General features: G+C 70.3%; 12 protein-coding genes. 2 read left to right on the top strand and 10 right to left on the bottom strand.

All coding sequences use genetic code 11. From position 1 onward, the window contains the following. Window positions 1–31: 31 nt before the first annotated feature. The 7 genes from ACQPZA_RS14020 to ACQPZA_RS13990 all read right to left on the bottom strand — a co-directional run bounded on the left by ACQPZA_RS14020 (window position 32) and on the right by ACQPZA_RS13990 (window position 7,602). Window positions 32–1,684 carry a thiamine pyrophosphate-binding protein gene (locus tag ACQPZA_RS14020; RefSeq protein ID WP_433281154.1) on the bottom strand — a complete coding sequence of 551 codons (1,653 nt, stop codon included), beginning with the start codon at window positions 1,682–1,684 and terminating at the stop codon, window positions 32–34. Continuing rightward, a complete protein-coding gene (locus ACQPZA_RS14015) occupies window positions 1,681–2,559 on the bottom strand; it encodes an alpha/beta fold hydrolase (RefSeq protein ID WP_433281152.1) in 879 nt (292 codons plus the stop codon). Before ACQPZA_RS14015 ends, ACQPZA_RS14020 begins: the two co-directional genes overlap by 4 nt. Before the next feature lie 52 nt (window positions 2,560–2,611). Beyond that, complete coding sequence (locus ACQPZA_RS14010) at window positions 2,612–3,055, bottom strand: hypothetical protein (RefSeq protein ID WP_433281150.1); 444 nt, start codon at window positions 3,053–3,055, stop codon at window positions 2,612–2,614. Window positions 3,056–3,179: 124 nt separating this feature from the next. Next, window positions 3,180–3,791 carry a hypothetical protein gene (locus ACQPZA_RS14005; RefSeq protein ID WP_433281149.1) on the bottom strand — a complete coding sequence of 204 codons (612 nt, stop codon included), beginning with the start codon at window positions 3,789–3,791 and terminating at the stop codon, window positions 3,180–3,182. A 1-nt stretch (window position 3,792) separates the two neighbouring features. Beyond that, complete coding sequence (locus tag ACQPZA_RS14000) at window positions 3,793–6,042, bottom strand: xanthine dehydrogenase family protein molybdopterin-binding subunit (RefSeq protein ID WP_433281147.1); 2,250 nt, start codon at window positions 6,040–6,042, stop codon at window positions 3,793–3,795. After that, a complete protein-coding gene (locus tag ACQPZA_RS13995; protein ID WP_433281145.1) occupies window positions 6,039–7,043 on the bottom strand; it encodes an FAD binding domain-containing protein in 1,005 nt (334 codons plus the stop codon). Before ACQPZA_RS13995 ends, ACQPZA_RS14000 begins: the two co-directional genes overlap by 4 nt. After that, on the bottom strand, window positions 7,030–7,602 hold the full coding sequence (locus ACQPZA_RS13990; protein ID WP_433281143.1) for a (2Fe-2S)-binding protein: 573 nt from the start codon (window positions 7,600–7,602) through the stop codon (window positions 7,030–7,032). Before ACQPZA_RS13990 ends, ACQPZA_RS13995 begins: the two co-directional genes overlap by 14 nt. A 588-nt stretch (window positions 7,603–8,190) precedes the next feature. Between ACQPZA_RS13990 and ACQPZA_RS13985 the strand changes: the two genes are divergently transcribed. After that, on the top strand, window positions 8,191–11,004 hold the full coding sequence (locus ACQPZA_RS13985; protein WP_433281141.1) for an AAA family ATPase: 2,814 nt from the start codon (window positions 8,191–8,193) through the stop codon (window positions 11,002–11,004). 3 nt (window positions 11,005–11,007) lie between these two features. Here ACQPZA_RS13985 and ACQPZA_RS13980 read toward each other — a convergent pair whose 3' ends face one another. The 3 genes from ACQPZA_RS13980 to ACQPZA_RS13970 are packed head-to-tail and all read right to left on the bottom strand — an operon-like array spanning window position 11,008 to window position 13,097. Then, window positions 11,008–11,478 carry a nitroreductase/quinone reductase family protein gene (locus tag ACQPZA_RS13980; protein ID WP_433281139.1) on the bottom strand — a complete coding sequence of 157 codons (471 nt, stop codon included), beginning with the start codon at window positions 11,476–11,478 and terminating at the stop codon, window positions 11,008–11,010. A 42-nt stretch (window positions 11,479–11,520) separates the two neighbouring features. Next, on the bottom strand, window positions 11,521–12,462 hold the full coding sequence (locus ACQPZA_RS13975) for an alcohol dehydrogenase catalytic domain-containing protein (RefSeq protein WP_433281137.1): 942 nt from the start codon (window positions 12,460–12,462) through the stop codon (window positions 11,521–11,523). A 5-nt stretch (window positions 12,463–12,467) separates the two neighbouring features. Then, window positions 12,468–13,097, bottom strand: coding sequence for an LUD domain-containing protein (locus ACQPZA_RS13970; protein WP_433281135.1), 630 nt, complete (start codon window positions 13,095–13,097; stop codon window positions 12,468–12,470). Window positions 13,098–13,185: 88 nt separating this feature from the next. Between ACQPZA_RS13970 and ACQPZA_RS13965 the strand changes: the two genes are divergently transcribed. Then, window positions 13,186–13,794: a TetR/AcrR family transcriptional regulator gene (locus ACQPZA_RS13965; RefSeq protein WP_433281133.1), complete on the top strand. Its 609-nt coding sequence runs from the start codon at window positions 13,186–13,188 to the stop codon at window positions 13,792–13,794. The last annotated feature ends 101 nt before the right edge of the window (window positions 13,795–13,895 follow it).

Raw genomic sequence — 13,895 nt, 5'->3', positions numbered from 1 at the left:
CGACCCGAGTTAGAAACAAGTAGCGGATGCCTCAGCGGCCGAATGCCTCGGCCAGAAACCAGGCACCTCCGTCGTTGGCAATTTTCGCGTCGATCAGCAGCGGGGCGTCCCGTGGGCCGTTCAGCCAATCGGACACTGCGTCGAGATCTCGCACCGTACGGACGGTGATCGAGGTCGCGCCGAACCCCCGGCCTACGGCAGCCAAGTCGGTGTCGGGAAAACGGACGGTGGATAGATCGATCGACCCGTCGTCACCGAAGTGGTGCACCTCCGCCCCATAAGCGGCGTCGTTATATATCACGATTACCATTGGTAACCGCAGCCGCACCACGGTATCCAGATCGGCCACACTCATCTGAAAACCGCCGTCGCCGAGTGCCGCTACCGGCAGCCGGTCGGGGTGGGCCAGGGCAGCACCCAGCGCGGTGGCCAGGCCGAGGCCGATGGACGAATATGCCTGCGTGAAGCAGAAGCCGTTCTCATCGGGGACACGGAGATAGACGCTCGGGTAGCCGACGAAGTTACCCCCGTCCACCGCAACGATCCGCTGGGCGGGCAAGAGCTCGTCCAGACGTTTGGTCAGGGTTCGCGGGTCGATCGTGTGGGCAGTGGACAGGTCCGTGTACGGCAACGTCGTCCAGCTACCTTCCTCGGCGATCCGGGCAGCCACCGGCTCGGTGCGGTATCCGCCGCCCCGGTAGCCGCGTTCACGCAGCGCTGCCAGCACATCCTTCGCGGTGGCGCCGACGTCGCCTGCCACACCGAGCTGAATCGGACGGTGCGCACCCAGCGCGTCCTGCTCGATGTCCACCTGAGCCAGCGCGGTCCGTTGCCCGATCACGCGACCGTTACGGGTGGTCCACCTGTTCAGCGTGCAGCCCCAGCCCACCACCACGTCCGAATCCCTGGTCAGCTCCGCAGCCAGCGGCGTGCCGAACCCCCCGGAGATACCCAGCGACCACGGATCATCGTGAAACAGCCCGGCGGCCACCGCCGACGTGGCCAGCAATGCACCGCAGGCTTCGGCCAGGTCACGCAACGACTCCGCGGCCTCGCGCGCCCCACGTCCCGCTATGAACACCGGACGGCTCGCCTCCGCGAGCAGCGTCACCAGTTGCTCCACCGCAGCCGGATCGGGACGCACCGAGGCCGGTCGAGCCACGGTGGGCAGCTCGTCACGACCCGCCTCCGACGGCTGTTCCTGCACGTCCTCCGGCAAACTGAGCACGACAGTACGGCGACCCTGTACCGCCGTGCGGTAGGCACGCACGGTGTCAGCGACCGCGGTAGCCGGGGAATGGACCCGCTCCGCGACCGCCCCCACGGCACGCGCCAGCATGTCCTGGTCGACGTTGAAATTCGACAGCACGGCAGCCCCGGGCGTGTCTCCGGTCAGCACGATCATCGGCGTACGGCTCTTGGCCGCCTCGGCGATGCCGGTCAGTGCATTGGTGTAGCCGCAGCCCTGGTGGGTGGTGACCACGGCTACCCGACCGCTCATCCGCCCAAAGGCATCGGCGGCGGTCGCCGCCCCGGCCTCATGCCGAGTGGCGACAAAACCTACGCCGTGCGCCCGCAGCGCATTCGTCACGTGGAAGTTGCCGCTGCCTACTACGCCGAAGACCTGCGCAACGCCCAGGCGCGCCAGCGTCTGCCCGACCAGCTCAGCGACTCGCGTACTCACTTCTCGACCACCGACCGGAGGAACTCGCGAACGACGGCGTTGAAGAGCGTGGGATTCTCCCAGAACATCAGATGGCTGCCACCCTCGGCCGCGGAGAACACGCGGTACCGGGCCCCCGGGATCTGCGCCGCCACCCATTGCGCGACACGGGCGTCGAAGAAGCTCGCCGCCCCGCCGATCACCAGAGTGGGCACCGAGATGCGAGGGAGCACGTCTCGCCAGTCGTTCCCGTAGTGATCAAGGTGCAGAGTCGCCGCATGCTGCCTGGGCAGCAGGAGGTTCTGCTCGACGAGCCACGCGCGATCGTCGGCACTCAACTCCGGGGTGTGCATCATGTCGACGATCGACTCGGAGGTGGAGAGCGCGTCGGCCCCACGCAACCCGGCGGCGATGCCGAAAGCCATGTCGGCACTGAATACCGCGCCAAGCTCGGCAGCCTGCTCCGGCGCAACGAGGTCGGCCGCCGGCACCGGACCCTGGTCCACGAGTACGAGACGACCGATCCGCTCCCCGTCGAACAGATCCCAATAACTCCAGATGACCGCACAGCCCAAGGAATGGGCCAGGATCGTGACATCCTGCAGGTCCAGCGCTTGAATGAGATCCCTCAGGTCGGCCGCGAGACGGGAGATCCGGTAACCGTGGTCGGGCTTCTCCGACCTCCCGTGCCCCCGATGGTCCACCGCGATGACACGGTAGTCACGACTCAGGTCGTCAACCTGCTTGGAGAACTCCTCGGCGCTCTGCGAGAAGCCGGGCACCAGCAACAGCGGCGCCCCCCGGCCCGCCTCGGCATAGTGAATGTGCACACCGTCGTTGGTCTCGATGTAGTTGGTCTTGCGATCATCCATGGCCAGTCCGAAGTCTGACGTCACATTTTTCTCCTGCGGGACAGTCGGGTCACGGACGAGATCCCCGTCCGGTCTTCTACGAGCGGATTTCGTTGCGGCTCGCGGGCGGTTCGGGCTCCGCGGGAAGGGGCCAGCGCTTGCCGATCGCCACGTGTAGAACCACCGCGATGCCGATGGCGTTGAGACTGGCGTGCGCCACCCACTCCTCGGCTGTGGCCCTCGACCAGTCCAGCGTGCCCGCGTACCAGCCGAGGAGTATGAACAGCACGGCGGTCAGCGCAAGCACTACGGCCGCGATGGCCAGCCGTGAACGCAGCCAGCCCTCGAACAGCATTCCGACCACGAGACCAGCGGCGATGTAGCAGCCGCCCACCGCGGTGAGGGTGGCGGTCGGCAGACCGACCAGTTCGTGCCCGACGGCGTAGGTGAGCCCTCCGCCGCCGAGCACGACGACGTTGCCGAGGACGATCCTCTGCCACCGCCTCGGCATCGGGGCGAACGGCCAGCCGCGCCAGGTCACGAAGAACCAGACCTGCCAGACCCCGAGCAGGACGAGCAGGCAGCCGAGCTCGGACCCCGTCAGTGGGCCGGTGTGGGTGTCGAGTCCGGAACCCGGTGGCGCCTCGACCTCGATGAGTAGTAGGTTACGCCGCCACCGCCACGATCCAGGCGGCCACCAGCGCGGCGACGCCCGCGGGGAACCGCGGAAGCCTGCGCAGCGGCCAGCCCTCGCAGACGAGCGTCAGCTGGAGCATGGCGACGAAAACGGCGCCGGCAAGCGGCATGGTCGACGGGAAGGTGGCCATGCGCCCCGCGCCGGGCGCCGGGTTGACGATAGCTTGCAGGTCGAGCGCGCCGACGACGCTCTGGCCGAGCAACGTCAGGAGGACGGCGGCGGCGACGACGAGCGCGGTGTCGGTGAGCCCTGACCAGCCCGGCCGCAGGCTCGAGCCTGGCCAGTCCTCCCACCAGAAGGCGATCATCGCGACCGCGGGGAGGGCGAACGTGGCGAGGGGCCCGAGCACGAGCGCCGAAGGCTCGGGCCCTCCCGCTCCGACGGCCAGCAGGACCGCTACGGGAACGACGAGCGCAAGACCGGCGATGCCGAGACCAGGCTGGCGGGCCAGCCAACGGGTGGCGGGAACCGGGCGTTGCGAGGGTGGGCAGGAGATGCGCGGACGGTCGGGCAGGGCCGTGGACGGCGCCGTGCCGGGAACCGTGTCCGCGCCCATGAGCGGGATGTCGGAGGGGACCATCTCAGGCGCGCACCGTGGGTGGGTCCATTACCAGCTCGGCCGCCATGGGCAGCTCTCGCATCCGCCGCCCGGTCGCGTGGTGGACGGCGTTGGCGATGGCCGCCGCGACGCCGACCTGGCCGATCTCGCCGACGCCCTTCACGCCGAGCGGGTTGACCACGTCGTCTGTGACGTCGACGAACTCGACGACGATCTCCGGGGTGTCGGCGTTGACCGGGACGAGGTACTCGCCGAGGTTGTTCGCGGCCCACCGGCCGCGGCGGGGGTCCATCCGGTTGCCCTCGAGCAGGCCCTGCGACAGACCCCAGAGCATGCCTCCCATGAGCTGGCTGCTGGCGAGCTTGGGGTTGATCACGCGGCCGGGGGCGAAGACCCCGACCATCCGCCGCACCCGCACGAGCCCGATGTCGGGGTCGACGGCCACCTCGGCGAACTGGGCTCCGAACGTCTGCAGGCCGTACGGGGTGTCCAGCGGGGGAGGCGTCCAGCTTCCGATGGCCTCGACATCGGAGTGCCGGTTGCGTTGCAGCAGTGCCGCGTAGGTCTCACCGGTGTCGGGCCGGTCCCGCAGCACCATGCGGCCGTCCTGCACGTCGATCGCGGCGGGATCGGCCCCGTGCAGCGGGGAGCCGGGGTCGGCGACGGCCATGGCGAGGAGCTGTGCGCGCAGGGCCGTCCCCGCCTCGTGAACGGCCGAACCCACCATCGTCGAGCCCATCGAGCCGACGGCGGCGCTGCTGTTGGGCAGGTCGGTGTCGCCAAGGGCGTAGCGCACGTCCTCAACCGGTATCCCGAGGGCGTCCGCCCCGACCTGCACCATCATCGTGCCGACACCCGTGCCGAACTCCTGGGCCGCGGTCTCGACCACGGCTTTGCCGTCGGCGAAGATGCGTGCCCTGGCGCGCTGGGTCGGCATGAAGTTCGCCACCGGGTAGCAGACCGCGGCCATGCCGGACCCGATCAGCCAGTCGCCGTCGCGGCGGGAGCGTGGCACCGGAGCCCGGTCGGCCCAGCCGAACAGCTCGGCCCCGCGGCGCAGGCACTCCTCGAGGCCGTCGCTCGACCACGGGTTGCCGCCGGCGTCGACGGGGGCGTGGGACCGGATCCGTAGCTCCAGCGGGTCGATGCCCAGCTTCTCGGCGAGCTCGTCCATCGCCGTCTCGAGCACGAACGCGCCCACGGACTCGCCCGGCCCGCGGGTGAAGGTCGGCGTCATCGTGTTGCCGTGCACCATCCGGTGCACGCCCCGGAAGTTCGGGCTGGCGTAGAGCTCCGCCGACAGTGCCGTCGCCGGCTCGGCCCAGTCGTCGAACTGCGAGGTCATCGACAGCTTCTCGTGGGTGATCGCGGTGATGCGCCCGTCCGCCGTCGCGCCGATCGAGATGCTCTGCTCCTGCTCCTCGCGGTGGCCGGTGGAGTGGAACGTCTGCGGACGGGTGAGCGAGACGCGGACGGGGCGCCGGACGTGCCGGGCGGCGAGGGCGGTGAGGGTCACGTGCGGCCAGATCATGGCCTTGCTGCCGAAGGAACCGCCGACGAACTGCGAGATCACCCGTACGTCCGCGAGCGACATCCCGAGGATGTGCGCCACGGTGAGCTGGCTCGCCCGCACGCCCATCGTCGAGTCGTGGATCGTGACCCGGTCGCCGTCCCAGACCGCGGTGGTGGCGTGGGGTTCCAGGGCGTTGTGGTTGTTGGCCGCGAACCGGTACGACAAGTCGACGCGCACCTCGGCTTCGGCGAGGGCGGTGTCGACGTCACCGCGCTCCGTCCGCGCCGGCATCAGCCCGCCGAAGATCCGCTCGGGCTCGTACACCGCATCGCGACCCTCGTCGAGGGTCGTCACCGAGGGCGCCCGCTCGTAGGTGACGTCGAGGAGGGACGCCGCCCAGTGGGCGCGCTCATGGCTGTCCGCGACCACGATCGCCACCGGCTGCCCCACGTAGTGCACGACGTCGTCCTGCATCGGGAAGAAGCTCTCCCCCGGCGCCGGTCCGCCGACGAGCGAGGGGAGCAGATGCGGCGGCTGCGCGATCTTGTCCAGGTTCTCGTGGGTGATGACCGCGACGACGCCGTCCGCGGCCAACGCGGCCGAGGTGTCGATCGCGGCGACGCGGCCGCTGGGAATGGCCGCTCCCACGAGCACGCCGTGGGTGAGGCCGGGGAGGGTGACCTCGGCGGTGTAGCGGGCGGCGCCGGTGACCTTCTGCCGGCCGTCGACCCGGGAGAGCGGCTTGCCGATGGCGGTCACCGGGCACCTCCGTTCGTAGCGATCTCGAGTGCCTGGCCCAGCACGCGCACCAGCGCGCGCTGCGCGAGGGTGACCTTGAAAGCGTTCTGCTCGTGCGCGACCGCCGGGCTCAGCTCGGCCTGCGCGGCCAGCGCGAACGTCTCGGTGGTGGCGGGGCTGCCGACGAGGGCGGCTTCCGCGGCACGGGCACGCCACGGCTTCGTGCCGACCCCGCCGAGCGCGATTCGGGCCTCGGCGACGACCCCGTCCCAGACATCGAGGGCGGCGAACACCGAGACCAGCGCGAACTCGTAGGACCGGCGGTCGCGGAACTTCACATAGACCGACCCGCGGGCTACCGGCAGGGCCGGCACGTCGATCGCCGCGATGAGCTCGCCGTGGGCCAGCGGGTGCTCGTCCTGCGGGGTGGCGCCGGGCAGGAGGTAGAACTCGTCGATCGGGATGGTGCGGGCCCCGTCGGGGCCGATCGTGTGGACCACGGCGTCGAGCGCGACGAGCGCGACCGCGACGTCGGAGGGGTGGGTGGCGATGCAGTGCTCGCTCGTGCCGAGGATCGCGTGCCCGCGGTTCATCCCCTCGATCGCCGAGCAGCCCGAGCCGGGCTCGCGCTTGTTGCACGGTGAGACGCCGTCGCGGAAGTAGGCGCACCGCACGCGCTGGCACAGGTTGCCGCCCATCGACGCCATGTTGCGCAGCTGCTCCGAGGCGCCCAGCAGCAGCGCCTGCGACATCCCCGGGTAGTCCCGCACCACCCGCGGATCCCGCGCAACATCGGTCATCCGTGACAACGCACCGAGGCGAAGACCGCCATCGGGCAGGTCCTCGATCTGCGCGAGCGGCAGGTCGTTGATGTCCACCAGCAGGTCGGGCCGTGCCACACCCAGGCGGATCAGGTCCACCTCCGTCGTGCCCCCCGCGAGGAACGCGCTCGTCGGGTGGGCTCTCACCTCGGCGATCGCGGCGTCGACGCCGGGCGCCTTGACGTAACTAAGCGGTCGCACGGCTGTCCCCCTCGCTGGTCGCGCCCGCGGTCGCCTCGAGCACCTCGCGGATGGCAGCGCGGATGTTCGGGTAGGCCGCGCAGCGGCAGATGTTGCCGCTCATCAGCTCCGCGATCTCCTCGTCCGTCCTCGCGGTGCCCTCCCCCACCAGCGCGACCGCTGACATGATCTGACCCGACGTGCAGTAGCCGCACTGGAACGCGTCGTGGTCGACGAACGCCCGCTGCATCGGGTGCAGTTCACCGTCGCCTGCGATGCCCTCGATCGTCGTCACCTCCCGGCCCTCGCAGGCGATCGCAAGCGTCAGGCATGCGAGCACCCGCTTGTCGTCGACGAACACCGTGCAGGCGCCGCACGTGCCCTGATCGCAGCCCTTCTTCGATCCGGTCAGCTCCAGGCGCTCCCGCAGCGCGTCGAGCAGGCTCACGCGCGGCTCCAGCTCGACGAGCTGCGCAGTGCCGTTGACCGACAACGCGACCGGCGTGCCCGACGGTCCGCGGGCGACCGACGGCAGATCGACAGGATCGGCTGTCTCGTACCTGGCTGCTTTCGTGTCCATGTCTGTGTCCTCGTGGTTTCTGTCCTCGGATGTCGTTCCGGGGGTGGCCGGACGGCGCGATGCACCTCGCCGTTGCGCCAAGCTGGACCCCATGGCCACGGCGAATGCGCGGCCGGCGTTCGACTGCCTCGACGACTGCAGGAATCCTGACGTGGGCAGGCGGCGTCGTCTTCGGTCATGCGACTCCATCGCCCCGAACGGAGCACCGCCGAGGACGTGCGCAGATCTGAGCCGACATGTCGCTTCTGTCGGATTTTCCCGGCCGCCGGTCCATGGCGTCAGCTGAACGGATGGCCGCCGGCCCCGCCGTGATCGGCGGCCAGGGACAGAATCGGCCGAGATCGTCACTGCGGACATTGATGTACCGCTCTGCGTCCACGATCAACGGGAACGACCGGAGCGCCTCCCTCGCCCTGGCCTGCGCTTGTTCGGCTATGTTGACATCAGGCGACAACCGGAGCGAGGCGTTGCGCGCCGACGCTCGGCCTGCGGCGAGAATCGCGATTCCGGGTTCGGGTCCCATAATCGCTGCAGTCAGATGACTTCATCTCTCGATGAGTCGACCGGTTCCGGGAAATGGTCGGGGAGGTGTACGGCGGAGTGAACAGCGGGGCGGTGAACCGGCTCACACAGCGGGCCGCAGCGGACGGGTTGGTCGGCCGCGAGCCCGAACTGAAGGCCATCGGGGCCTTCCTCGACCGGGCGGCAGCGGACGGAGCCGCGCTCCTGCTGCATGGCGCCACAGGCGTCGGCAAGACCGTGCTCCTCGACATGGCGGTCGACCGGGCGACGGCCGATGGTGCGCGGGTGCTGCGCGCCGCCGGCGCGGAGTTCGAGGCCGACATCGGGTTCTCGGCGCTCCACCTACTCCTCGCGCCGCTGCTCGCCGAGTTCGAGCAGCACCTCGGCCCGGTGCACCGGACAGCCCTGGCTGCCGCGCTGGGCTACAGCGACAGCTCCATGCCCACCAGGCTGATCGTCTCGGCCGCAGCGCTCGACCTGCTGCGCCACGCCGCAGCGGCCCGGCCGCTGCTCGTGGCCATCGACGACGTTCCGTGGCTCGACCGGGCCAGTGCCACGGTGCTCGGATTCGTCGCCCGCCGCCTCGGCGGCACCCGGATCGGGATGATCGCGGCCGCACGTTCGGATGGAGAGCTGTCGTGGGAAGCCTTCGGCCTCCCCCTGCTCGAGGTGCAGCCGCTTGACGAGAAGACGTCGGCTGGTCTGATCGAGGCCGTGTTCCCCGGGTTGGCGCCTGCGGTCCAGCAGCGCCTGCTCGCCGAGGCCGCCGGAAACCCACTAGCTCTCCTGGAGCTCCCGGCGGCTCTTACCAGTGGTCAGCGGATCGCTGCCGAACCGCTGCCCAGCGTTCTACCCCTCGGTCGCCGTCTGCAGACGGTGTTCGCCGCCCAGCTCTCCGGTTTGCCGGCCGCCACCCGGCAGGTACTGCTGCTGGCGGCGCTGGAGGGTCGGGGCGACCTGCGCCTGGTGACGTCCGCGGCAGGACCGGCGAGTCCCCACGATCTGGCACCCGCCGAGCAGGTCCGCCTGATCCGGATCGAGGAGGGGCCGGGGCGGCTGGTCTTTCGGCACCCGCTGGTCCGTGCGGCAGTCGTCGAGCTGGCGACCAGCACCGACCGCCTCGGAGCTCACCGAAAGCTGGCCGACGCGCTCGCCGAGCAGCCTGAACGCCAGGCGTGGCATCGTGCGGAGGCGACGTCCGGGTTCGACGAGGATGTTGCGCGCCTGCTGGAACGGGTCGCCCGGTCGGCGCAGCAGCGGGGCAATGCCGCCGGCGCGGTCACGGCGCTGCTGCGCTCCGCCCAGCTCAGCTCCCGTGGCACCGACCGCGGCAAGCGGCTTGCCCAGGCCGCGTACGTCGGTGTCGTGGTCACCGGCGGCCTGCGCCACGTCCCACAGCAGCTCGTCGACGCCCAGCTGGCGGACCCGGACGGGCCGCCCTCGTTGCACGCGGCAACTGCGAGCGCGTCATTGCTGCTCAACGGCGAGGGCGACGTCAACACCGCCCACCAGCTGCTCGTCGCGGCGATCGAGTCGTATCCGGGCAGGAACGACCCCGAGGACGAATCGCTCAGAGAGGCTCTGCAGACCCTGTTCATGGTGTGCACGGTCGGCGGCCGGGTCGAGCTGTGGGCGGCCTTCGAGAAGGCCATCGCCCGGATCGGACCCCGGGTTCCCGACGACATCGCTCTGGCCTGGCAGGTGTCCGCCGACCCCGCGCGCGCCACCGGTCCGGCGCTGGTCCAGCTCGAGGCGGCCATCGCCGGGCTCGGGGACACCACCGACCCTGTCCGGATCACGCGGATCGGCCGGGTGGCGAATCTGGTCGACCGTGTGCCGGGCTGCAGGGACGCGTTGTGGCGGGTGGTCCGCAACGCGCGCGAAGGCAGCGCCATCGCCTCGTCGATGGCCGCGCTGGCTCTGCTGAGCTTCGACCGGGTTCACACCGGGGACTGGGACGGGGCCGACCAGTTGGCCGAGGAAGGGCTCACCTTCTGCCGGACCCACGGCTACGCCCCCCAGTCGGCGCCGTTCTGGCTCGCCAAGGGCATGGTCGCCGCTCGGCGCGGCGATCGGGACTCCGTCGAGACCCTCACCGAACAGATGGTCGAGTGGGCGCTGCCCCGCGGCGCCCGGTCCATCCTGTGGCGCGCCTGCCACATCAGAGGGCTGGTCGCGCTCGGGCACGCCGACTTCGAGGAGGCGTACCGGCAGGCGACGATCTTCGGGCCGCCCGGTTCGCTGCCGCGTTTCGTCCCGCTCGCCACCTGGTCGGCCATGGACCTCGTCGAAGCAGCCGTGTACACCGGCCGCACGGCGGAGGCACGGCGACACGTCGCAGCCCTGCACGAGCTCGGCGTCGCGGCGGTGTCGTCCCGGCTCGCCCTCCTGGTGGGCGGGGCGACGGCGATCGCCGCGCCCACCAGGGAGGCTACCCAGCTGTTCGACGAGGTCCTCGCCCTCCCGGACGATTCCTGGCCTTTCGAGCGCGCACGGATCCAACTGGCCTATGGAGAGCATCTCCGGCGCACGCGGGCGGTCACCGCGGCCCGCGCCCAGCTCACCACGGCGCTCGACAGCTTCACACGGCTGGGGGCGCGCACGTGGGCCGACCGGGCGAACAAGCAGCTACGCGCCACCGGCAGCGGCGCCCGGCAGCCGGACGAGCCGAAACCCCTGCTCACCCCGCGGGAGTGGGAGATCGCCCTCCTCGCCGCGACCGGGAAGACCAACAAGCAGATCGGGCAGCAGCTCTCGCTCTCGCACCGGACAGTCGGGGCGCACCTCTACCGGCTCTTCCCCAAGCTCGGCATCGGCACCCGAGCCGCGCTCCGCGACGCCCTTCACCATGAGCATGGCTACGTCGAGCTGAAGAAGTAGCGCTCAGGCCGGCGTCAGCCGCAGGACGGGGATCTGGCGGTCCGTCTTCTCCTGGTAGTCGGCGTACCGCTGCTGGTCAGCGGTGATCTGCCGCCACGCCCGCGCCCTGCGCTCCCCCTCGAGCTGCTCGGCGACGACACGATGCCCCTGGCCGTTCACCTGGATCCTGACGCGGTCGGGGTTGGCGGCGATGTTGTGGTACCAGGCCGGGTTGTTCGCGGCCCCGCCGAGCGAGGCCACGATCAGCCAGGCGTTGTCGTCCTCCGGGTCCTGGAAGTACGCCAGCGGGATCTCGCGTTCGATGCCCGACTTGGCGCCGACTGTCGTCAGGTACAGCAGGGTCATCCCCTGGAACGTGTCACCGCTGCGCTTGTGGATCCGGATCATTCGCCGGCGCAGGACCTTCGCCAGCCACATCGCGAACCCGTTGCCCGCGCCGTGCGTGCCACGCGGCGTCTTCTTGTCAATTGTCATCGTTGATCCTTGTCGATTCGTATGAAATGGGGGCCCGCCGGGCTATGGCCGGAGGACGATCTTGCCGCCGGCGTGGCCGCCCGCAAGGAGGGCGTAGGCGTCACGGGGCTTCTCGAGCGGGAACTCGGCCACGACGTCGACGACGAGGTCGCCGGCCGCGGCGAGCCGGGTGAGGCCGAGACGAGCCGCGGTCCGGATCCGCTCGGTATCGGGGCCGGGTCCGAGGGCCTGCGCGCCCTCGGCGAGCGCCGCCCCGAAGTTCGCCAGCGTCACGATCCGCCGCCGGTCCGGGACGAGCGCGACCGAGACCGCGATCGCCTCCTCCGTACCGACGGCGTCGATCGCCGCGGTGACCCCGCCCGGCGCAAGCTCACGGACCCGTTCCTCAAGCCCGGGGCCGTAGGTGACCGGTTCGACTCCCGCCGCGCGGAGCTTTCCGTGTCGCATCTGGGCCGCGGTGCCGATCACGTGCGCGCCACGCAACCGGGCGAGCCGCGCGGCCATTCCGCCGACGGACCCGGACGCACCGTGCACCAATACGACGTCGTTCGACCCGACGTCGGCCGCGACGACTGCGTGCTCAGCCGCTGTGCCGCTGCCGAGCAGGGCCGCTGCGGCCACGAATCCCAGCGCGGCCGGCCTGCGCAGCAGCAATGCGGCGGGAACGGTGAGCTCGCTCGCCTGGGCACCCGGGATCCAGTGCCCGAAGACCTCGTCCCCGACCGTCAGCGGCTCGCCCTCGAAACCGATCGCCTGCGGCCCGGTCGCCGTGACGACTCCGGATGCCTCGTTCCCCAGTCGCAGCGGCGGCACGGAGGCGGGGTCGCGGATCAGACCGCCGGCCCGCTTGAGGTCGAACGGGCTGATGGCCGTGGCTTCCACCGCGACGACGACCTCGCCGGGCCCTGGAGGTCGCGACTCCACGTCGATGACCTCGATACCTTCGAGCCCGTTCCCACCGCCGGCGACGACTGCTCGCGCCATGACGATCAGTAGCCGATCGCCCTGCGGACGAGCACGATGTGCACCCGCCCGGGAAGCTCCTGATGGATCTCCAGGACCTTCCCGACTCTGCTGCGCTGCCCGTAGGCAGCCTGCGCGCGGGCGTCCTCCAGCTTCAGGCTGTGCTGGTAGACACGTTCGTGCGCGGCCTGCAGGGTCGGCACCAACTTCTGCGCGCCCACCACCAGGATCACGTTGGCCGCCCCCCATGCATAGGAGGCCAGCTGGCTGCCCGACGCCGAGGCGATCAGCAGCGTGCCCTCGCCGGTGATCGCGTGCACACTGCCGAGCGAGAATTCGGCCTGGCCCGCGATCACCTTCATCTCCTGCGCCTGTGTCGCGTAGTCCAGCGCCATCATCTTGTTCCGCGCCGACTCGTAGACGGAGTCACCACCGTTGATCGCCTCGGCGATCCCGGTCTCCTCCAGCGTCACCGACGGGTTCGTCATCACCGACGACCCGTGCGGGATGCGTGCGAGCGTCACGCGCCGCGCCTCGTCCGGATCGTCAACCACGTCGACGCTGAACCCGTGCTCCTCCAGCGCCACCACGGTCGCCGCGAGCGTCTGCTCGTCCGGCAGCGTCGTGAACCGGTCCACGGCCTCGGTTGCACTCATCGGTTCCTCCTTCGTGATCGGGCCACCAAGATCGACCCTATAAGCGGACTGTACCCCGTTTCAGTGTCGGGGCGATAGTGTGACGCCCGTGGATGGCCCGGTCGTCTCGTGGGGGAAGCAGCGCGCCGAACGCGCTGATGCAGCTCGCAACCGCGTGCGCCTGCTGACCGCCGTCCGTCAGATGATCGAGGAACTGGGCATCGACGCGGTGACCATGGACGCCCTCGCCGAGCGCTCCGGCCTCGGCAAAGGCACGGTGTTCCGCCGATTCGGCAGTCGCGCCGGCATCTTCCGCGCCCTGCTCGACGACGGGGAGCGCGACCTGCAGGAACAGGTGCTCTCGGGACCACCCCCGCTGGGACCGGGCGCCGAGCCGCTCGAGCGCCTGATCGCCTACGGCCACGCGCGCATCCGGTTCCTCTTCGACAACCACGAGGTCGCTAGGGCCGCGCTCGACGGGCGCCAGACCGCTGCCCCCGGACTGCAGAGCCCCGTGTCGCAGACCCACATCCGAATGCTGCTCACGCACCTGAGCCCCGCTGCCGACATCGAGGTCATGGCGGTCCAACTGACCGCCGCCCTCGACGGCCCCCTGCTCCTCTACGTCTCGATCCCGCACAACACCGACGCGCGCACCATCGAGAAGCGGCTCGTACGAAGCTGGGAAGAGCTCGTCCGGCGGATCTTCCGCGACTAACCCCTCACCACTCGCCCGACCCACGTCCAGACAGATGCAACCGGCCCGTCCATGACTTACAAAGCGGGGTATAGTCCGATTATGAACTGACATGCAGCCAC

Origin of the sequence: Pseudonocardia xinjiangensis, assembly GCF_050948425.1 — a bacterium.
Classification (GTDB): domain Bacteria; phylum Actinomycetota; class Actinomycetes; order Mycobacteriales; family Pseudonocardiaceae; genus Pseudonocardia; species Pseudonocardia xinjiangensis.
The sequence above is the reverse complement of the archived record's forward strand: the minus strand, read 5'-3'. Positions and strand labels throughout refer to the sequence as shown.